Raw genomic sequence first — 21,689 nt, forward strand, 5'->3', positions numbered from 1 at the left:
GTAGCACCAAATTCTTGCACAGGAGAGGGGTAAGCAGGGGGGAGGGCAAAACGAGAACAGTTGTATGTTTTTTATAATATCCTTTTCGCGGGTTATTTTATTAAAATAGTTTCAGTTTTGCCAATTTTTGGTCTTTTTTGCCGCTCATGCTTTTTTTTTTAAATTCTAGTAATTTTTGTAAACGATTGATTATCAATAATATTAGCGAATTTTTTAGTAGAAAAAACGTATTGATTTATGATAATTTACTATCATTTATTGATTATTTATTGATAACAAACTGATTATAAACTAATCATTTCATGATAATAAAGTGATAATTTTTTGATAAGGAATTATAATACCCTAATTTTTAAAAACTACTATTTTAATATTAGTAAAAAAAGAACTGCGATACTGCTGCCGGGAAACTAGCTTTGTAAATGCTTTGTATCGGGTGCATTTATACATCAAAGATAAGGTTTTTATAAATTAGGGCATGTTTCTGGGCAAATCAAAAAAGGCAGCCCAAGCGAAAAACTTTTTATGCACCCGAATTAGGAATTAAGAATCCTTTTTTTCTTTTTTTCTTAGTGCTTCTTCGAGACTTCGTGGCTTTGTGGCAAAAGAACATCTGAATAGCACACTTTTTTATAGAACCTATCATCCCAGCGTTTATTTTTAGGGCATGGAAAATACACAAAAGCCTTATTTCCCAGCCTTGACTGGCTTGCGGGCTGTTGCTGCCTTCATGGTCTTTTTTTACCATGTACCTATTCCTGACAAATTAATTGGCCGTACTTTGTTTTCATGCTGCAATCAGTTATACATTGGCGTAAGCGTTTTTTTTGTGTTGAGTGGTTTTTTAATATACACGAGATACAATGAAAGCATTGAGAAACGGAAAGGGTGGTTAATGGCATATTTTAAAAACAGGTTTGCACGCATTTACCCCATGTACTTTTTGGTAACCGTAATTACGTTTTTGCTACACAACCAAAGTGGCAATGTAAAAGTTATTTATGAAGGTCATTTTTGGCTCACCCTAATAATGAACCTAACATTGCTGCGTGGATTTTTTACTAATTTCTTATTAACTGGGGTAGTGCAGGGCTGGACTCTGACCGTGGAAGAAACCTTTTACCTGCTTGCTCCAGCAATTATGCTGTTTACCAGAAAAATAAAGCTAGGCTTTCAGGTATTGTTTTTTTATTTTTTAGGGTATTCTCTTTTCCTAACTTTTAAGAATACGGGCAGTTATGGCTTTTTTGCAGCATTCCCATTTGTAGTATATGCTACTTTTTTTGGCAGGTGCCTAGATTTTTATGTAGGTATCCAAATAGCAATTTGGTACAGAAACAGGAAGGCCTTCGCCATTACAAGTAAAAAATACACTTACATGGGCATTGCATCCATTTTCATAACCATCGTACTGCTGGCGATGCTAAAAGGCAATGATGATAGCGATTTTTTGGGCACAAACCGTTTACTAGCCAATAACCTATTGTTGCCCTTTGCCATTGGCGCCATGTTATGGGGTATTTTAACCGAGCAAACTTTTTTTCGCATTATGCTGGAAACCCCTTTTTTTCAATTGGCTGGCAAAAGCTCTTATTGTTTTTACCTTATCCATACAGGTATATTTAGTGAGTTATTGTTTCGATACTGCACGCATAATTATTTTTACAATTTTCCTGTTTTGGTGTTGCTTTCTGTTTTATTGTTTATGTATATTGAAGAGCCATTACATAAAGCTATTAGAAAGTTATGAAACCTGAAAATTTAACAAGGCCAAGGCAGCAACAACTGCATTCTTTTTCTCTCGTTAAAAGGATTAATTTACTTTCGTTTTTATTAACATAAAGCATGAAGCTACAAAAACTGTTTTTTGGGTTAATGGTTTTGCTGTTGCTATGCAATGCATCCTTTGCCCAGTTTAGGAAATACTCCAACGAGTTTTTAAACATTGGTGCTGGAGCCAGGGGCTTAGGCATGGGCGGGGCGCAAATAGCTAGTGTGCAGGACGGCACCAGCGGATACTGGAACCCCGCAGGGCTAGTGTATATAAAAAACAATCCCCAGCTAAGCCTGATGCATGCAGAATATTTTTCAGGGATTGCCAAATACGATTTTGCAAGCCTTGCATTGCCTACCAAAGATGGCAAAAGGGTGCTGGGCATTAGTTTTTTGCGTTTTGGGGTAGATGATATACCCAACACCTTGTATTTGGTGCAGCCAGACGGAAGCATTAATTATAATAATATTACCAGTTTTTCCTCGGCCGACAATGCCGTGCTGCTCAGCTACGCCGAAAAGGTAAAAGACTTCCATGGGTTTAAAATAAATGTTGGCGGCAATGCCAAGATTATTTACCGGAAAGTAGGCACGTTTGCCCAGGCATGGGGCTTTGGCATAGACCTAGGGGTGCAAGCAACCAAGGGCAATTGGCGGCTTGGGGCTGTATTAAGGGATGCTACTACCACGTTCAATGCATGGAGTTTTAGCTTCACAGACAAGGAAAAGGAAGTATTGTACCTGACCAACAACGATATACCCGTAAAAAGCACAGAAAACACGGCACCCCGCCTTGTGGGTGGCGTGGGGTATAATTTTACCATTAACTCAAAATTCCATTTGTTGGCCGAGGCAGACCTAAGTTTTACATTTGATGGCAAACGGAACACGCTGGTAAGCACCAATGCAATAAGCATAGACCCCAATGTGGGCTTGGAAGCCAATTTTAATAGCCACTTGTTTTTAAGGGCTGGCATTTCTAATTTCCAAAGGGCATTGAGCGATGGCGACCTAAACAACCAAAAGAAGGTATGGATATATCAGCCCAGCCTTGGGGCAGGCTTTAAAGTGGGCAATGTAGGTATCGATTATGCGTTTACCAACTTGGCCAACCAGTCGAACCCATTGTACACACATATTTTTTCATTAAAGATTGATTTGGTAAAAAACCATAGATAAAAAAACTATTTTTAGTAGTAATGCCTATGCAGTGATATTTAAAGCAATTGCGATTCTAAATAAATATTTTAAGTAAATACACTACTCAAACAAAACAATGCGTACACTTTTTTTTATATTGTTCATCTTTTTTGCGTTGCGGTCTGTTGCGCAGCCACTAAACAATGAATGGGTCAACTACAACAATACTTACTACAAATTTAAGGTTGGGCAAACTGGGCTTTGCCGTATTTATCCAACTGCCTTGTCGGGCATAAACCTCCAAAATACGCCTGTGGAGCAATTCCAGCTATGGAGGAATGGCAAGCAAGTGCCGCTTTATACTACCATACCTAAAGATACAATGGGTACAAGTGATTACATCGAATTTTGGGCAGAACAAAATGATGGCTTGCCCGATAAATATTTGTATAAAGATACTTCCTACCAGCTAAGCAACCAGCTAAGCCTGCAAACAGACACGGCTGCTTTTTTCCTTACAGTGAATGTGCCAACCGCTGCAAACCCTAACCTTAGGTTTGCAGTTGCCCCAAATGCACTTCCAGAAACCCTGCCTTCACCAGAACCGTACTTTATATATAAGCAGCGGTACAATTTTCAAGAGATGATCAACAGGGGCTATGCGCAAAATGCAGGAGAGTATGTATATTCTTCCTCTTACGACATGGGCGAATTTTGGAGCACGGCAGAAGTACAATTGGGTTCGCCAAAAGCAGTACCTATAGGAAGTTTATTTGCAGCCACTACAGGGCCGACGGCTATATTAAAGGCCGGTTTTGCGGCAAACAGCGAATCTACCCGTAACATACGCCTTGGTTTTGATAACAATAGCAGTGATACCGTAGGGGGGCAAATAAGTGGTCTGTCTGTGGCTGTTTTTACCAATAACAATATCCCGCTTAGTACGTTGAATGCCAGCCCCAAAAATTTCAACATCAATATTGTTACCCAAAACACTTTCGACCGCATTGTTTGCAGCTATATTGAACTGCAATACCCTCGCCTATTCAATTTTGGTGGGCAGCCAACTTTCAAGTTTAGCTTGCCAGCAACCAACCAAGGCTACTATTTGAAAATCTCCAACTTTAAATCAGGCAATAACACCCCAGTTCTCTACGATATTACAAATAACCTTAGGTATCTAGCCAATACGTCAATAGCGGGAATATTGCAATTTGCCTTGCCCGTAAGTGGTGCTGCAACAGATTTTATACTGGTGAGCGAAGATGGAAATGTAAATGCAATTACCTACGTTGCCAACTTTGAGCAGCGGAACTTTATTAATTATGGCTTAGATGCTAACCAAGGCGATTACATGATTATCTCCAATAAAATTTTGGGGCTAAGCAATGGCGGGGCTGTGGATCAATACAGGGCATACCGTAGCAGCCAATACAACGCAAAAGTGTATGATATAGACGAATTGGTAGACCAGTTTGGCTATGGCATAAAAAAATACCCACTAAGCATTAAAAACTTTGTTCGTTACGCAACAGCTGCGTTTAAAAATAAGCCTGCTTATATTTTCTTGATTGGGAAGGGGGTAACTTACGATGAGTACCGAGGCATCCAAAGTACGCCAAACGCCGACAAGCTGAATTTGGTGCCTACTTGGGGCTGGCCAGCTTCTGACGTAATGTTGGTTTCACCAGCCATGGAACCAGAAAGTACCATTGGGGTTGGTCGTTTGTCTGCCATTTCGCAAAGCGAAGTAAATACTTACCTAGCCAAAGTGAAAGAATATGAAGCCCAGGCAGCAGGCCCGCAGACAATAAGCGGCAAGCTATGGATGAAACAGCTAATACATGTGGCTGGAGCAGACGATCCTAGTTTAAACAGCTTGCTAATGGGTTATTTGCAAGGGTATGAAAACATCATTAAAAAACCATTGTTTAGTGGCGTGGTTGCCAACTTTAATAAAACAACCACAGGCCCTGTAACAGCAGTTGCCAATGCACAGCTAAATGCATTGTTCGCAAGTGGCTTTAGCCTGTTGACCTACTTTGGGCATGGGTCATCTACGCTTTTAGATTATGCCAACCTGAACGATCCACTTATTTTTAACAACCAAGGCAAATACCCGGTTTTTTTAACAAACGGATGCAGCATCGGCAATTTCTTTGATTATGACGAATCGCGTTTTAACAACCTTTCTTCCATCACGGAAAAATATGTATTTGCACAGCAAAAAGGGGCTATTGCTTTTATAGGCAATTCTCATTTTGGCCTTACCAATTATTTAGATACGTATTCCTCGGCATTTTATACTTCCTTGGATGGAACTGGGTATAATGCTCCTTTGTGCAAAAACATGATAGCTGGCACTGCCGCCTTGAAAGCAGGGGCTGGCAACCAGTTTGATAATTTTTTTACACGCACCCATGCCGAGGAAACCATACTGGCAGGCGACCCAGTACTGAAAATAAATGCAAGTGGCAAGCCAGATTTTGTGGTGGAGCAGCAAACTGTTGTTACAAGCCCTTCCGTTATCTCGGTAGCTGACAGCCAGTTTGTGGTAAAAGCCTATATCTACAATCTTGGAAAGGCAACTACCGATTCTTTTGTAAATGTATTGATACAACGGAAATACCCAGATGGCAAAATTGTTGAGTTGTTTAATAAAAAAATCCCCAACATCATTTATGAAGATTCTGTAATACTCAATGTGCCAATTCTTGCTTCGAGGGACAAGGGTACAAACCAGATTATTGTAACTATAGACAATAACAATAAAGTTGATGAGATAAGCGAGACGAATAACTCGGTTACAAAATCTTTTTCCATTTTTGACAATGGGGTGCTACCTATATACCCACAAAAATTTGCCATTGTAAACAAACCAAGCATCCAGCTAATTGCTTCAACGGCCAACCCGATTGCGCCCTTGAATACCTATGCAATGGATTTTGATACCACGGAATTGTTCAATTCTCCTTTCAAAGTAACCAAAACCCTTACCAGCATAGGTGGGGCATTGTCATTCGACCCCGGTGTTACTTTTACTGATAGCACTGTTTATTACTGGCGTGTTGCCCAGGTGCCAACAAATGGGGTATATGCTTACAGTTCCAGCAGCTTTGTTTATTTAAAAAGCGCAACAAGTGGTGGTTTCAACCAGTCACATTTGTACCAACACCTAAAATCAAGTACACAAAGGCTATACCTTGATAGCTTTAGCCGCAAGTGGACTTATTTGCCCGACTCAAATAATATTATTATACGCCAGGCCATTTACCCAACTAGTGGAACAGAAGGTTCTGATTTTGCAACCGTAGTTAATGGGTTAATTGGCCCCGAAGGGGCATGTGTGGGCAAGTCCCTGATTTTTAACATTTTCGACCCTGTTACTTTAAAACCTTTTTATAATCAGCCAAACCCATCTCCGGTACAGGCAGGTGCAACTGGGTTGTTTATGGGTAGTGCTTTTTATTGCGGCAATACGGGTACTGAATATAATTTTGAATTCCCGATGACAGATACCACAGGAAGAAGGGCGGCAAGGGATTTTATGGATTGGATACCCCAGGGCTATATTGTTAGTGCACGGCTCAACTATGACGACGGTATCCCTTTTGTGGATACATGGAAATCGGATGCTGCCTATTATGGCACTAACACGCTCTATAGCCATTTAAAGGCAGTTGGCCTTGCTGATGTGGATTCTTTTAACAGGCCAAGGACATTTGTATTTATTTATAAGAAAAACACCCCTTCTTTTGTCCTGAAATCTAAATTTAGCAATGGATTGTACGATGCCATTGCATTGAACCTAAATATTGCATCTATCGATACGCTTGGGTATATAACATCCCCGGTGTTTGGCCCCGTTACTGCTTGGAAGCAGCTACAATGGAGGGGGGCAAGTGCCGATAGCAAACCAGGAGATGCAGTGAATGTAACTGTGCTGGGGGTAGATGGCTCAGGCAATCAAACGCCTCTTTTATCGTTAGGGGTTACGGATCAAGACGTGGATTTGTCTTCGATAGATGCTGTTAAATACCCTAACATACAACTAGCAATGCGCAATGCAGACAGTATTTACCAAACGCCTTACCAGCTAAGGTATTGGCGGTTGTTTGGCAATTTGGTGCCCGAAGGTGGCATGGCACCTAATGTGAAGTTCAGCTTCAACGATACCGTGAATCCTAGCTATGCTTCTACCGATACTTTCCAGCAAGGGCAGTATATAAAAGCAGCCATTGCATTTAAAAACATCAGTGATGCAACTTTCAGGGATAGCATTACCGTGAAAATGGAGATTATTGATAATAGTAATAATACTACGGTAATACCTTTTGGCAAGTTGAAAAAGCTAGCACCGGGCGACACGGCTGTTGTTTTTACTACCATTGATGCAAAAAAATATGTTGGGGCTAATACGTTTATTATAGAGGTAAACCCAGATAATAACCAACCCGAGCAGTACCACGCCAACAATTTTATTTACAAAAGTTTTGTGGTAACGAACGACAATAAAAATCCGGTGCTAGATGTAACCTTTGATGGGCTGCACATACTAAACAACGATATTGTTTCTAGCAAGCCCGCAATACGCATTAAAATGAAGGACGATGCACGGTATTATTTATTGAACGACACGTCGCTTGTAACCGTGCAGCTAATGTATCCTGACAAAACGGTGAAGCAAGTAAAGTTTGATGGCGACACGCTGCGTTTTACGCCTGCCACACCAAGTGCAACAGAAAATGCGGCTATTGTGGACTTTGCGCCTTATCTGGTAAACGATGGCACTTATACATTAATTGTAACAGGAAAAGACAGGAGCGGCAACCCATCAGGCAGCCAACAATACAGGGTATCGTTTCAGGTAACCAACAAGCCGATGATAAGCAATGTGTTTAATTATCCCAATCCGTTTACTACTTCTACTGCCTTTGTGTTTACGCTCACGGGTAGCGAAGTGCCGCAGAATATTAAGATACAAATTCTTACGGTTACCGGAAAAATTGTACGCGAAATAACCCGTGAGGAGCTAGGCAGTTTGCATATAGGCAATAATATTACCTCTTTCAAATGGGATGGCACCGATATGTATGGAGCCAAGCTGGGCAATGGTGTGTACCTGTACCATGTGGTTACCCGATTAAATGGCATTGGGATAGACAAATACGATACAGGCACAGATATGTATTTTAAATCTGGTTATGGAAAGATGTATTTGATGCGGTAACTTTGCACCATGCAAACAGTAGGGATAGGCACAAGGGTGCTGAATTATTTGATTGATACCATTATTATTTTCATCATAAGCGCCTTATGCTTCCATGGCTGGAATGTGTATGTGCAGTTTTATGGCTATCAAGGTTATAATTATGGATGGTTTTTCTTTGGGGGTACTTTTGTTTACTATGCTTTGTTCGAGGGCATTTTTTCCCGTACGCCTGGCAAATGGTTTAGTTATACTAAAGTAGTAAACAAACAAGGCAAAAAGCCGTCTATTATCCATATTTTATTGCGAAGCATCACAAGGCTATTATTAATAGATAGCTTTTTTATCCCTTTTTTAGACAAGCCTTTGCACGACTATTTCAGCAACACAGAAGTAGTGCAGGCGTAAACGCATAAGTCGTAAGTCATAAGTCGTAAGTCATAAGTAAACCTTAGTAATGGATTTCCTTGACTTACGACTTACGACTTACGACTTACGACTTATGAATTATGGCAAAAATTTCAATCAACATAGCAACAGGCAGCTTGCAACAGGCCGAAATGATAGTGGGCATAGACCTTGGTACAACCAACAGTCTTGTGGCCATCATTCATCCTGAAACAAAAAAGCCAGTTGCTTTAAAAGAGCATGGCACCAGTAGTTTAGTACCCAGCATTGTGCATTTTGACCAGTACGGCAATGCAACAGTAGGGGAGGAAGCCAAGCAATACTTGGAAACAGAACCTCAAAACACCATTTTCAGTGCCAAGCGGTTGATGGGCAAAAGCTTTAACGATGTAAAAAACAACGCTGGCTTTTTTACATACAAAGTAATTGACGATAACACAGACAGCTTGGTAAAAGTGCAGGTGGGCGATACTTTTTATTCGCCCATTGAATTGTCTTCTTTTATTTTAAAGGAATTGAAACAGCGGGCGGAACATATTTTAAAAACACCTGTAACCAAAGCCGTTATTACCGTGCCAGCCTATTTTAACGATGCGCAGCGGCAAGCAACAAGGGATGCGGGCAAACTGGCAGGGCTAGATGTGTTGAGGATTGTAAACGAACCCACAGCCGCTAGCCTAGCTTATGGCCTTGGCCTGCAGATGGACGAAGAAAAAACAATTGCAGTTTACGACCTTGGTGGCGGCACTTTCGATGTGTCTATCCTCCGCATTACAGGTGGCATATTTGAAGTGTTAAGTACTAATGGCGATACATATCTTGGCGGTGATGATTTTGACAGGTTGATTATCCAGCATTGGCTACAACAAAACAACCTTTCAGAGGATTTGCTGCACAATAACAAGCAGCTTTCGCAAACTTTCCGCTTGAAAGCAGAAGAAGCCAAGAAGTATTTAAGCAGCAATGATGAATTTAATTCATCTATTACCTCACCACTCACCACTCACCACTCACCGATTGCGCCTTACGCCTTACGCCTTACGACTAAAGACTTCAACGCCCTTATCCAGCCACTCATAGATAAAACCATTGCCAGTTGCAGCAATGCACTAAAAGATGCGGGGGTAAACAAAGCGGAAATAGATACCATTGTAATGGTGGGCGGCAGCACCCGTGTGCCAGCAGTGAAAAATGCAGTAAGTGCTTTTTTTGGCAAGCCTGTAAACGACATGGTAAACCCAGATGAAGTAGTAGCCTTGGGTGCAGCCATACAAGCAGATATTTTGGCGGGCAACAACAAAGATTTTTTATTGCTAGATATTACGCCACTAAGCCTTGGCATAGAAACAATGGGCGGCTTGATGGATGTGTTGATACCCCGAAATTCTAAAATACCTACCAAAGTTGGCCGACAATACACTACACATAAAGATGGGCAGGGCAGTATGCGCATATCTGTTTTTCAAGGGGAACGCGATTTGGTAAAAGACAACCGCCGCCTAGCGGAGTTTAACCTTACTGGCATACCCGGTATGCCAGCAGGTATGCCCAAGGTAGAAGTAAGTTTTTTGATAAATGCCGATGGCATATTGGTGGTTACGGCAAAAGAACTGAGAAGCGGCGTGCAGCAAAGCATAGAAGTGAAGCCACAATATGGCCTTACGGATGGGCAGGTAGAGCAAATGCTGATGGACAGCATTACCCATGCAAAAGACGATATAAAAACCCGTGCATTGGTAGAAGCCCGAACAGAAGGGGAGCAAATATTGGGTGTAACTGAAAAGTTCCTTACAAAAAATTCAAGTTTGATAACCCATGAAGAAATGCTAAACACCGCAGCAGCCATGCAGGCATTGCAACTAGCCCTTACAATGGAGGATAAAAACCTGATACAAGCCAAGACAGAAGAGCTAAACGAAATAACCCGCCCCTTTGCAGAACGGGTGATGGACGCAGCTATCAGTACAGCCATGAAGGGGCAGAAAATTTTGGAATAAATAATGTAAGTTTACAAAAACAAAAATGATGGACGCACTTAGCTTAGATACTTACCTACAATAGGTACCCTTCGGCCCACACCAAATGCTTTTGGGCTAATACGGATGATGGGGCAAAACTGGTTGCGTTTATACTCATTGTTGTTTACCAGCTTAATAGTCCTATCTACAATGGCAGCATCAAAGCCTTGTGCTTTTATTTCGGCTGGCCCTAGCCTGTTTTCAATGTATTGAAACAATATCCTGTCTAGCACTTCATAGTCTGGCAAGTTGTCGCTGTCTTTTTGGTTTGGCCTTAGCTCTGCGCTAGGTGCTTTGGCAATAATATGCGAAGGGATTATTTCTTTTTCCCTGTTAATATACTTAGCCAAGGCATATACTTGCAGTTTATAACAATCCCCCAATACGCCTACGCCACCGGCCATGTCGCCATACAAAGTGCCATAACCAGTAGATAGTTCACTTTTGTTGGACGTATTTAGCAATATATAGCCAAACTTGTTGGCAATAGCCATCAACAGGTTGCCCCTTGTGCGGCTTTGTACATTTTCCTCGGCAAGGCTAAACGGAAGGCCATTGAAAACAGGCTCCAGCGTATGCAGGAACGATTCATACACATCGTTTATGCGTATAATATCGTAGGGGTTGTTTAAGTTTTTGCTCAATGCCACTGCATCATCAACCGAATGGCTTGAAGAATAGGGGGAAGGCATTAAAATAGCCCTTACGTTTTCGCTGCCCAAGGCATCGCAAGCCAAGGCAAGCACCACTGCCGAGTCTATGCCGCCACTGCTTCCTAAAATAGCTTTGGTAAAGCCCATTTTTACAAAATAATCTTTTATGCCAAGTATCAGGGCATCGTATATCTCATGGGTGTTTAAGTTTTCGTCCAATGTGCCATCGTTAATGGCAGGTTCAGGTATGGGGGAATAAGGCTCTAATACAGATGACTTAATAGTGCCATCGTTGTTTAAAATAACACCTTCTACTGCTTCCTTAAAAGCAGGGAACAGTTTGCAGAGGTTGCCATATTTGTCAAAAACAAGGGACGAACCATCAAATACTATTTCGGTTTGGCTACCCACTGCATTGCAGTAAAACATTGGCAATTGGTATTTTGCAACGTTTGCCTTGGCCACTGCTTTCCTTGTTTCATCGTGTGTATAGTCAAAGGGGCTGGCACTAAGGTTTACCATGAAATCTGGGCTTTGGTGCATCAGCAAGTCCATCGGGCAAACACGGTACAGGGGGTTGTTGCCTAGGTTCCAAATATCCTCACATATAGTAATAGCTATTTTTTTGCCTTTAAATTTCACAACGTCCCACTCAAAAGCGGGTTCAAAATAGCGGTATTCATCAAACACATCGTAAGTAGGCAGCAATGTTTTGTGTACTTCTGCCAATATTTTCTGCTCGTAAAGAAAAAATGCCGCATTAAACAATGGCTTGCCCTTTACATTGGGGTTGCGGGCTGGCGAGCCAACCAGCACGCCAATAGTATCGGCGTGCATTTTTATCTCATCAATAGCATCGTAGCATTTGTTGATAAAGTCTGAAAATTCTACAAAATCCCTTGCGGGGTAGCCGCAAACGCTCATCTCGCTAAAAACAATCAGGTCTGCCTTGTCGGCTTTTGCCTTGTTGATAGCAACAATTATTTTTTGAACATTGCTTTCAAAATTGCCTATATGATAATTCTGCTGGGCCAGGTAGATTTTCATGCGGCGAAGGTAAGGAACGGACGGCAGCTGTCATAATCCAAATGATTTTTTCACCACATAGGCACGAATGCCAGGAAAAGTACATTAAGAATGAAGGTCCAGAGCGAGTTTTAACCGATAGCTACAATATCTCCTCCTGCCAATGGCACTTAAGCACGTGGTTTTATATAAAGCTATTTTTACAAATATTGGCCGTTCTACCGTTTGTAATTTTTTTTACTGTAAATAAAAAAGGCAAGCTATCTTTATATTATTTTTAAGAAGCTTATAATTAATTAGGAATAGATGTGAATAACAACTATCTCTAAAATATTAAATTTTTATTTATTCAACTTTAGACAATTAGTTTAAATTCAAACTCAAACACTATTACATATCATGTTTACACTTTTTTCCTAGGATGTAAGAACTTTCAATTTCTTGACGTATTAAAAACAAAATAACTTCCTAAACTATAAAATCAAAAAACTTTAATTAATGAAAAATTTTGTACTTAAGTTTTTAGCTTTGATAGCTTTCTACATTATCACCAGCAACTGTTGTTTTGGCGCCATAACTGCTTCTTTTATTAACCCAGCCAGTGATTATTTACCCGTAAAAAAATCCTTTAGAATTACAGTTAGTGTAGGTTCTACCTACCAAATATCTACTGTTACTTTAACCGTGGGGTCCGTAGTACAAACTTTGGCTTATAATAATAGCACAAATTACTTCGAAGGGGTTGTTTTGCTAAATAATTCTTTTAACGAAGGAGACACTATTCCTTTGCTGGCAACAGCAACAGATTTTTTTGGTAATACTGGAACCACCACCAGAAAAGTTATTTATGATAACCCTCCCCTAATAACCCTCAAAAGCCCACTACCTTACAGCGTACTAACTGCATCTAGGACATCCCTTCCTGTTAAACTAATCTGTAAAGATATTGACAGTTGCTCGGTGAGTATTTTTTTTGGCGGTAGTTTGCTCAATGAATCAACATATTATCGAGGCAGACTTATTTTTAGCGGAAAAGTAAAGGATTCGCTTCTGTTCACTTTTGATTTTTCATCTTTTCCTGATACTTTAAGGAGTGATTTTTATGTGGAAGTACGCGATAAGAAAAATCAAGCGGCATATACATCCAGCAAAATTTATATATTCAGAAGTCCTGCTGTAAGCGAAGTTTATCAAGCAAACCAAGAAATAGCAGACTTTAAATATAATAAAATTCTCACTTATTCCGATAGCTCTTTCATTGGATATATTTATAAAACTAATCTGAATATCGTTGATGCTTTATCTAATACACAAATACAAATACCAATTTCTGGATTTGTTAAACCTACAAACCCTAATCCCGTCCTTACGCCCTATGGGGCAAGTTTTGCAGCCTTTACTGCTGATAGCATTTACCAAACTACATCAAATTCAACTTATGATTGGAATAACGGCACATTGGATTCTTTGCGTACATTTGACTTTAATACTTTTTCTCCTTCCCGAAATTATGCATGTTTCGTTGCGCAAGGTGATTGCAATTTGACTTTACGAAATTTAGCTACCCGGGTAGATACAGTTCTTTCCTTAAATACGTCTGTCGGATATTTTGTTGCTGATGTAGCTGATAATGGAACTATTGTAAGTACGGTAAACTGCAATAACAATATTGGTGTTCCTAAGAATAACATCATTATTTATAAAAATGGCATCATAACGCCTTTAACTAATAATAATGGTATCGATACCATAAATTTCTTACCTGTTACTGATGGAAATTATTCTGTATATATCAAGGCAGTCTTTTCGAATAATGTTTGGACAAGTTATGTTTATATGTCCGATGGGGTAACGGAAACACAGCTAAGCAATTTGGGTACAAGTACTAATTATCCTTCAGCCTACATAACCATATTAAATTATAGTATTAAAAATAAATTTATCACTTACTTGAAATTGGGGGCGTCAGGCCAAATGCAAGTGTGGCTTAGAGATACTTTAGGTGTAAGTAAACAAATCTCTTTTTTTAATAGCAGTAGTTCCATTGTTGCATTAAATGAAAAAGGAGATGTTATATACAATAATTCGCAAAGCTATTATTTAGCAAGGTTAAATGCTACTCCAATTCTTGCACCTAGTTTTAGCTATAATAGTTATACTTACCAGGATAGTACATGGTATTTTTCACTTGGCAGAAGCCTTTTCCGTTTTGCACCTACAGCCCCGCTGCCCGTAAAAATTTCAACCTTTAGTGTAACACAAAATGACAATGCTAACGTTTTAAAATGGTCTACTGCAACCGAGTTAGGGTTTGCCTATTTTGAAATTGAAAAAAGTAAGGATGGTAAAGACTATGTTGGTATTGGTAAGGTAAGCAGCAACAACATTGCAAATGGGAGTAATTATACTTACACAGACATGAATGTGGAGGCTGTCGTAAATTATTACAGGCTTAGGATCGTAGATAAGGATGGTAAGTTTGAATATAGTACTGTACTAAAAGTAGATGGCACTAAATCTGTTTTTAAAATGGCTGTTTACCCTAATCCAGTAGCCGATTATTTAAATATCCATGTTTCGAGTGATAAAATAATGAACAATGCCGTGTTTGAAATTCTTTCTGTAGAAGGGAAAGCCGTTAAGGTAGTGGGTGCTTCTATTCCTGTGGGAACTTATTTAAAGACAATTAATATTGCTAATCTTTCAAAAGGCATTTATTTCATTCGTTGTAGAAGCAATGATATTTCTACTGTTAGTAAGTTTTTCAAGCAATAAATAGCAGGAAGAAACACAATGTTTTGGCTTTGTGTTTCTTCTTGCCTTTGTGGCGAAAAAATAGATTAATAGTCAATCACCTGTTCTTCTATCAAAGAAGGTATTTCGCGCCATTCGTATTGTTGGTTACGTAGCTGTGGTTCAAACCCAGCTTCACTAATAGCATCCTGGATGGTTTTATAAGTAAACCTGTGTGGCGCACCTGCGGCACTTACCACATTTTCTTCCAGCATAATACTACCAAAATCGTTTGCACCGGCATGTAGGCACATTTGTGCTGTTTGTTTGCCCACGGTTAACCAACTTGCTTGTATGTTTTTTACATTCGGCAGCATAATGCGGCTAATGGCAATCATGCGTATATACTCGTCTGGGGTAGTCAGGTTTTGCACACCCCTTATTTTAGTAAGCAATGTGTCCACATCCTGAAATGTCCATGGTATAAAAGCCAGGAAGCCTTTGGCATTTTCAGGCTTTTTGGCTTGTATTTCCCTGATGCGTACTAGGTGTATAAAACGTTCTTCCAAAGTTTCCACATGCCCAAACATCATCGTGGCACTGGTAGTGATATTTAGTTTATGCGCTTGGTGCATTATCTCCAGCCATTCGTCTGCGCCACATTTACCTTTGCTAATCAATCGCCTTACCCTGTCCACCAATATTTCGGCTCCTGCGCCTGGCAAAGAATCCATGCCAGCTTCTTTCAAAGCTTTTAATACTTCTACATGCGTGCTTTTTTCCAGCTTGGTAATATGTGCCACTTCGGGTGGCCCAAGTGTGTGCAATTTGATAGTTGGAAATTCTGCTTTGATTGCACTAAAGGTATCTGTATAGAATTGCAAGCCCAATGCCGGGTGGTGGCCGCCCTGTAGCAGCAATTGGTCGCCGCCCCACTTGATTGTTTCCGATATTTTCTTGCGGTAGGTAGGCATATCTGTAATATATGCCTCTGCATGGCCAGGTATGCGGTAGAAATTGCAGAATTTGCAATTGGCTATGCACACATTGGTGGTGTTCACATTGCGGTCTATCTGCCAAGTTACCTTGCCATGTGGCACTTGTATCTTACGCAGCTCGTCTGCCACAAACATTAACTCGGCCAATGGCGCATTTTCAAACAAAAACAATCCTTCCTCTATACTTAAAAATTCAAAAGCCAGTGCTTTTTTATATAACTCTCCCAATTGCATATTCACCAGTTTTAAATAATAACAAAGGTAGGGAGTGTAAGGTTGTGGTTGTTTTAAGTTTTGTGTTTTAGGGTTTAGGGTTTAGGGTTTAGGGTTTAGGGTTTGTGTGTTGGTAAAATTCGTGCAATTCGCCTTAATTCGTGTTATCTTGTGCCTTTTTGTAGTTTTTTAAATTATATTGCAACTATAAATGTATGGTTATGGAAGAACTATTGATTGAAAAAACAGCAGCCATAAGCAGCCCTTCACTGTTGCGGCAGATTGTGGATGAAGTGGACATGATGGATGCAATACAACAGCACCAGCTACTTTTATCTTTGCGTAAAGATAAAATACTAGCTTCCGTGAAAGCTCTTGACAAAAAATTAGAGGCACTAAATATATCATTAACCGAAAATGAAATTACGGACATGATTAGCCAAGACAGGAGGGGATTTTATGCCAACAAAACTCGTGATTGACACTTCAGTTTACTTTACTTATGCCAAGCACGGCAAATTATACAGGTTAGCCGATGCAGTGCTTACTTATAATCTTGTTGTTTTTGTAGATGATTTGCTAATAGCAGAAGTAGAAAGGAATGCTTATAAAATAACGCAAGACCCTGGTATTGCAAAACAAATAATACAAGAAATAAAGGAATTTACGTTTCATTTTCCTACAACCCCTAAATTCTCCAATAGTCCCGACCCCAAAGACAATTTCCTTTTCGACCTTGCCATACAAACCAACAGCGAAGTAATTGTAACCAAAGAAAAAGCATTGCTTGAATTTAGCGAAAGCCCAATAGCTATCCACGACATAAAATGGTTCAAGGAAAATTACCCCGTGCCATTGTAATTGTTTTAGGTTTCCTGTTTTAAGTTTTGTGTTGATAAAATCCCGCTTGGCTAAGTGTTAGCTCAGCGCATCTAGCCTCAACAGATTAACAGGATTTTTAATCCTTTTTTCCAAATGTTCCCGCAACCAACCCATTTTTAAGCTACAAAAAGCTTAGGCTTGCCGAGAACAACTGAACTAAAACATATTTCAGGGATTAGAAATCCCTTTTATCTATTAAGGCGACATGCCCTGCTGAACGTGCCGCCTAGCACAGTATAAAACATGGTCATGAAAATTTTATATACATATTTAGCAATAGCCGTATCTTAGTATTAAAATAAGGTATGGCAGCAGTTACAATTATATCTAAAGATAAAAAAGCATTAAGAGCAATTAAAGCTGTTGCAACTGCCTTTGATGCCGAGGTAAAGGAGAATAAAGCCGAATCAACAAAATCTTCATTCTATTTTGTAAACGGCATAAAAATTACAAAAGCTATTCATCATCAAACCGTAGGGCAAATGGCAGGTGCTTTAACAGGCATTAATCTAGAGGCCGAGGAGCTAAGACATATTGCATGGAATCAAAACAAATAGTTCTTGATGAAGATGTTTTTATTGAGTTATTGGACAATACTAAGCATAGGCATTCTTTGGTATTGGCTAGCTTAATAAACTTAGAAGAACAGCAAATTTAATTGCTACTATCTGTGGTATCGAAAATGGAATTAGTACAAGGCACAAAAATAAAGCAGAAGTTGAAAAAATAATACGCCAAATCCACAATTTTGCTAGTGTTGAGCTATCTTCTTCAATTGGGGAGGTAGCTTTTAGATTGATAACCCAATATTCAAAAAGTCATTCTTTAAAAATACCTGATGCTATTATTGCGGCTAGCTGTTTATTAATGGATATTCCATTATTTACATTTAATCATGAAGACTATAAGTTTATAAAGGGTCTTCAATTGTATATACCTTAAAGTGATAATTATATTTACAAGGATGTTTGGGAATAAGGGCAAATTACTCACTGCCTCAATGCCTATTGCCTCCTCAGTGTAAACGCATCAAAATTCATTTTGCTCGAAACTTCGAGTTGACACCAGTCCTGGCATAAGCCACCTTATTTTATCCGGTCAGCCGCAGGCTGATTGAAAAAAATGCGCAGCGTATTTTTTTTAAAGGATAAAATAGAGTGGCGGTGCCAAAGCTACCCTCGCCTTTGGAGAGGGGCTGGGGGTGAGGTTGAAGCCCGCCGGCTATGAGGCAAAAGGGCTGAAAAGAGGCATTTTTGAATAAAATAGGCAATTAGGCGCAGATTAAATTTTGATGCGTTTGCCCTGATTGCCTCCTTGCCTCTGCTACAATTCCAAGCTAAGCGTTGTATAATAAAACCCACCTACCGAAGCACCGCCTATATATGTGTAGTAATATTTGTTCAACGCATTGTTTGCACCTATTTTAATGTTTGCTTTGTCGTGCAACAAACGGTAGTTTACCTGTGCATCAATGGTAGAATAGCTGGCTACAGTGCCAGTGGCAAGAGATGATTGCCAAAGGTAACTTGCTTGCTGCCTGAAACTAACAGAAAAGCCGATGTACTTATATACATTAGGGTTGCTTACCGATAGGTTGTACATCCATTCGGGCGAATTAAAGCCATCTTCCAACCCGTCCTCATTGTCCTTCTTGGCCAGCTTAGTAAGGGTATAATTACCTGCTACCAAATATTTCTTCGGCAGTTGGTATGCAATGCCAAAAGTTCCACCATAGTTATAGCTTACCGTTTTAGAATTGGTCCACAAGCGGTATTTGTCTTGCTGGCCTTTGTTATACAGGTAAAAAGGTATGCTGTCTAGCTTGCTTGTCTTTGGCACATTGGCATCTATTTGTGCCATTAAGTGTTTATAGATATTGTAGTAGAAATCTATATCCAAACTAAGTTTATCATCCAACAATTTTGTCCTATACCCCATTTCTAGGCTGCTTACCTGTTCGGGGCGAAGGTAAGTATAGGTGTTTTTTTGAAGCAAGCCTTGGTTTTTATGTATAGCTGTTGGCGTATCCACCCCATTGTTAAGGTCTTTCAGCGTGGCTGCCTGAAAACTGCTGATAGATGCATTGGTATAACTATTTTCAAATATGCCATGCGACATTATTGGCAAGCCGCCAACCCGTTTTACGCCACCGCTATTGATATTGGAGAAAGCCTCGAATATGCTGGGGAAGCGGTAGCCATTTTGCACGGCTATCCTGAAATTGTGGTGCGCAGTGGGCGAATAATTCAATGCCAAGCGTGGGTTGAACGTAGCAGCAAAATATTGGTTTTTATCCACCCTCAATACTAGGTTCAATTTTAATTTATTTTTTGCAAAAAGCTTGGTTGCCTGTGCAAATCCCCCAAATTTCCAATAATTTAGGTTGTCGGTAAAAGATTTGGGGTCTGCTGGGTTGATGAAATAGTTGCCATCTGGCACAATGGAGTAATCCCTATAATCTAGGCCATACATCAGGCTCAATTTGTGTTTTTGTTTCAACTGTGGCAATAAAGTTTCAGCAAGGTCGTGCTGCATTTCTGCATGGTACATATTGGCATGAACATTTAATGCTGCGCCTATATCCCAATTGTTGATGCGGCGTAGCGTGTCTATTAAATGGACAAATAAAGGCGTGCCAGGCTGTGGGCGGTCATTGTCGGCAAAAACCCTTGCATCTGCCAAGGCACTGGTTATGGTTTTGCCATTGCTAATAGCATTGTTGTACCCGGTAGTAAAATCGTTGTACCACTTAGTGTCCGATTTAAAGTACTTATTGATATTCTCCGCCATCGAGCGGATATTATACGAGTTTCCTGTGTTTTCTATCGTGGCATAAGCCTTCAATTGTATGCTCTTGCTTTTTAGGTTCAGCACATGCTGCTGGGTAAGGTAGTTATCTAGCCTAAAACGGTTGGTGCGCTGATATACATTGTTTAGGTTGGCCATGCGGTAAGTATAGGATACCTCTATGTTTTTTGCTGGGCGGAAGTACAGGGATATATCGCCTTTCCAGTTTTTAAGGCCATAGTCCGTTACATATTTTTCGGCATAGCCCGTGCGGCTAATTACATATTGTTTGGTGCCAAGTTTTTTTGTTTGTCGGTCAGAGGATTCGTCGCCATACATATTTACCAAGTCTTTGCCGGGGTTGTCCAAGCCACCAGCAATGCCAGTAGAGGCATTGGCATTAGGGTTCAGGTCGGTTGTGTTATTGGCAAACCAGTCTGTGCCTTGGGCGTAAGTAGCATTTATTTTAAAAGCTATTGCAGACGTAAATGCTTTTGCAAAACGTAGGTTGGTTTCTGTGTATATATGCGTGCCTGTTTCTGCATCGCCCACATGGTTCACGCCTGTTTTTTGGGCAATGCCAAAGCCTTGGTAGTCAAACGCATTTTTGGTAATAAAGTTGGCCGTGCCATTGATGGCGTTCATGCCGTACATGGCAGATGCCGATCCGGGTATCACTTCTACCCTTAACATATCCAAGTCAGTTGGCCCCATGGAGTTGGCAATGGGCGCGCCGATATGTGGGGCTTGGTTGTCTGCCCCATCTACCATCTGCACAAAGCGCACATTGGTGGTGTTGGTAAAGCCACGGGCATTGATTACCTTAAAACCCATGCTTGGCGTAATTACCTGCACCCCTTTTATGTTTTCTATGGCATCGAAAAAAGAAGGCTTGGAGCTGTTGCGTATATCTTCTAGAGACAATTTTTCAATGCTTACTGGCGATTGCATCCTTGTTTCAGCCGTCCTTGTGGCGCTAACTACTACTTCCTGAAAGGCTTCTTTTTGTGTTAGAGTATCCGTATTTTTTTTTGCCGTTTTTTGAGCGATTGCTATGCCGGCAAACAATAATGCACAGCCCATGGATAGAAGTAAAGCAGTTCTCATCTTTTCGTTATCTATTTTATAGAATAATGAAAATACAAAAAAGTCTTGTTTCTAGCCCTGAAAAGTGAAAATAGTTTAAAAAATGTTGTATTTATTGCTTTTTTTATACTAAGATGCAAGTTTGGTTAATCTGCCAAGAAGGCACGAAGTCACAAAGAGGTGCAAAATCTGGGATAAAGGGAAGACGAATAAAATAAAAAAGTAGAAGAGTTGTGTAGTCAATATTTTTTTATCTAACTTTTCATTGTGCATCTTTGTGTTTTTGTACCTTATCGGCGAAAAAATTATAGCATATATGATGAGGTGCATAAAACTTTTTCGCTTTGGGTGCATAAAAGTTTTTCGCTTAGTTGCCGTTTTTTATTGGGCAGCTTGATTTGGTAACTTTCCAAAAGTTGCCAAATCTGACATATAAAAGCGAAAAACTTTTATGCACTCTTTCGCTTTGTCCTGATACCCCTCAATCTATAAAAACCTTATCTTTGTTTAGAAATGTACTTGATAAAAACTAATTTCAAAGCTAGTGTCCAGTCATTTTTATCGTAGTTCTTTTTTTACTAATATTAAGATAGTTGTAGTGCCAAAATTTGGTTTTGTTTTATAGGCATAAAATTACTCACTTTTTCTCACAAATCACTCATAAATAACGCACAAATCACTCAAAAAGTTCGCACAAAACACTCACAAATCACTCATAAAAATTTGTCGATTTTGTTGATAATCAATGGTTTAAATGAGTGAA

At 39.9% G+C, this 21,689-nt stretch carries 13 protein-coding genes; 10 read left to right on the plus strand and 3 right to left on the minus strand.

Going from position 1 to position 21,689, the window contains the following annotated elements; genetic code table 11:
- The first annotated feature begins 667 nt into the window (after positions 1–667).
- The 5 genes from ACHFIY_RS06575 (at position 668) to hscA (ending at position 10,527) form a co-directional block, all read left to right on the plus strand.
- Entirely contained in the window at positions 668–1,750 is a 1,083-nt protein-coding gene (locus ACHFIY_RS06575; protein WP_410845274.1) for an acyltransferase family protein, read from the plus strand.
- A 95-nt stretch (positions 1,751–1,845) separates the two neighbouring features.
- Positions 1,846–2,952, plus strand: coding sequence for a putative type IX sorting system protein PorV2 (locus ACHFIY_RS06580; protein ID WP_410845275.1), 1,107 nt, complete (start codon positions 1,846–1,848; stop codon positions 2,950–2,952).
- A 97-nt stretch (positions 2,953–3,049) separates the two neighbouring features.
- Positions 3,050–8,143, plus strand: a complete 5,094-nt coding sequence (gene porU2 / locus ACHFIY_RS06585) for a putative type IX secretion system sortase PorU2 (RefSeq protein WP_410845276.1) — start codon at positions 3,050–3,052, stop codon at positions 8,141–8,143.
- 9 nt (positions 8,144–8,152) lie between these two features.
- A complete protein-coding gene (locus ACHFIY_RS06590) occupies positions 8,153–8,530 on the plus strand; it encodes an RDD family protein (RefSeq protein ID WP_410845277.1) in 378 nt (125 codons plus the stop codon).
- Positions 8,531–8,631: 101 nt separating this feature from the next.
- On the plus strand, positions 8,632–10,527 hold the full coding sequence (hscA, locus tag ACHFIY_RS06595; protein WP_410845278.1) for a Fe-S protein assembly chaperone HscA: 1,896 nt from the start codon (positions 8,632–8,634) through the stop codon (positions 10,525–10,527).
- A 38-nt stretch (positions 10,528–10,565) separates the two neighbouring features.
- On the opposite strand, the gene ACHFIY_RS06600 is transcribed toward hscA, so the two are convergent.
- Positions 10,566–12,248, minus strand: a complete 1,683-nt coding sequence (locus ACHFIY_RS06600; RefSeq protein ID WP_410845279.1) for an NAD+ synthase — start codon at positions 12,246–12,248, stop codon at positions 10,566–10,568.
- 684 nt (positions 12,249–12,932) lie between these two features.
- Between ACHFIY_RS06600 and ACHFIY_RS06605 the strand changes: the two genes are divergently transcribed.
- On the plus strand, positions 12,933–15,002 hold the full coding sequence (locus ACHFIY_RS06605) for a T9SS type A sorting domain-containing protein (RefSeq protein WP_410845280.1): 2,070 nt from the start codon (positions 12,933–12,935) through the stop codon (positions 15,000–15,002).
- A gap of 65 nt (positions 15,003–15,067) precedes the next feature.
- On the opposite strand, the gene mqnC is transcribed toward ACHFIY_RS06605, so the two are convergent.
- Complete coding sequence (gene mqnC / locus ACHFIY_RS06610; protein WP_410845281.1) at positions 15,068–16,192, minus strand: cyclic dehypoxanthinyl futalosine synthase; 1,125 nt, start codon at positions 16,190–16,192, stop codon at positions 15,068–15,070.
- Positions 16,193–16,392: 200 nt separating this feature from the next.
- On the opposite strand from mqnC, the gene ACHFIY_RS06615 reads away from it, so the two are divergent.
- The 4 genes from ACHFIY_RS06615 to ACHFIY_RS06630 all read left to right on the plus strand — a co-directional run bounded on the left by ACHFIY_RS06615 (position 16,393) and on the right by ACHFIY_RS06630 (position 17,995).
- A complete protein-coding gene (locus tag ACHFIY_RS06615) occupies positions 16,393–16,653 on the plus strand; it encodes a hypothetical protein (RefSeq protein WP_410845282.1) in 261 nt (86 codons plus the stop codon).
- Positions 16,631–17,032 (plus strand): putative toxin-antitoxin system toxin component, PIN family, encoded by a 402-nt coding sequence (locus tag ACHFIY_RS06620; RefSeq protein ID WP_410845283.1) that lies wholly within the window; start codon positions 16,631–16,633, stop codon positions 17,030–17,032. Before ACHFIY_RS06615 ends, ACHFIY_RS06620 begins: the two co-directional genes overlap by 23 nt.
- Positions 17,033–17,358: 326 nt before the next feature.
- A complete protein-coding gene (locus tag ACHFIY_RS06625) occupies positions 17,359–17,610 on the plus strand; it encodes a hypothetical protein (RefSeq protein ID WP_410845284.1) in 252 nt (83 codons plus the stop codon).
- 118 nt (positions 17,611–17,728) lie between these two features.
- Complete coding sequence (locus ACHFIY_RS06630) at positions 17,729–17,995, plus strand: PIN domain-containing protein (RefSeq protein ID WP_410845318.1); 267 nt, start codon at positions 17,729–17,731, stop codon at positions 17,993–17,995.
- Positions 17,996–18,376: 381 nt separating this feature from the next.
- On the opposite strand, the gene ACHFIY_RS06635 is transcribed toward ACHFIY_RS06630, so the two are convergent.
- Entirely contained in the window at positions 18,377–20,947 is a 2,571-nt protein-coding gene (locus tag ACHFIY_RS06635; protein ID WP_410845285.1) for a TonB-dependent receptor, read from the minus strand.
- Between the last annotated feature and the right edge of the window lie 742 nt (positions 20,948–21,689).

The sequence above is a fragment of the Parasediminibacterium schistidii genome (assembly GCF_046546515.1).
Classification (GTDB): Bacteria; Bacteroidota; Bacteroidia; order Chitinophagales; family Chitinophagaceae; genus Parasediminibacterium.

Coding starts and splice junctions, on each gene's coding strand:
- ACHFIY_RS06575 (WP_410845274.1), top strand. CDS start 668: ATGGAAAATACACAAAAGCCTTATTTCCCAGCCTTGACTGGCTTGCGG.
- ACHFIY_RS06580 (WP_410845275.1), top strand. CDS start 1,846: ATGAAGCTACAAAAACTGTTTTTTGGGTTAATGGTTTTGCTGTTGCTA.
- porU2 (WP_410845276.1), top strand. CDS start 3,050: ATGCGTACACTTTTTTTTATATTGTTCATCTTTTTTGCGTTGCGGTCT.
- ACHFIY_RS06590 (WP_410845277.1), top strand. CDS start 8,153: ATGCAAACAGTAGGGATAGGCACAAGGGTGCTGAATTATTTGATTGAT.
- hscA (WP_410845278.1), top strand. CDS start 8,632: ATGGCAAAAATTTCAATCAACATAGCAACAGGCAGCTTGCAACAGGCC.
- ACHFIY_RS06600 (WP_410845279.1), bottom strand. CDS start 12,248: ATGAAAATCTACCTGGCCCAGCAGAATTATCATATAGGCAATTTTGAA.
- mqnC (WP_410845281.1), bottom strand. CDS start 16,192: ATGCAATTGGGAGAGTTATATAAAAAAGCACTGGCTTTTGAATTTTTA.
- ACHFIY_RS06615 (WP_410845282.1), top strand. CDS start 16,393: ATGGAAGAACTATTGATTGAAAAAACAGCAGCCATAAGCAGCCCTTCA.
- ACHFIY_RS06620 (WP_410845283.1), top strand. CDS start 16,631: ATGCCAACAAAACTCGTGATTGACACTTCAGTTTACTTTACTTATGCC.
- ACHFIY_RS06625 (WP_410845284.1), top strand. CDS start 17,359: ATGGCAGCAGTTACAATTATATCTAAAGATAAAAAAGCATTAAGAGCA.
- ACHFIY_RS06635 (WP_410845285.1), bottom strand. CDS start 20,947: ATGAGAACTGCTTTACTTCTATCCATGGGCTGTGCATTATTGTTTGCC.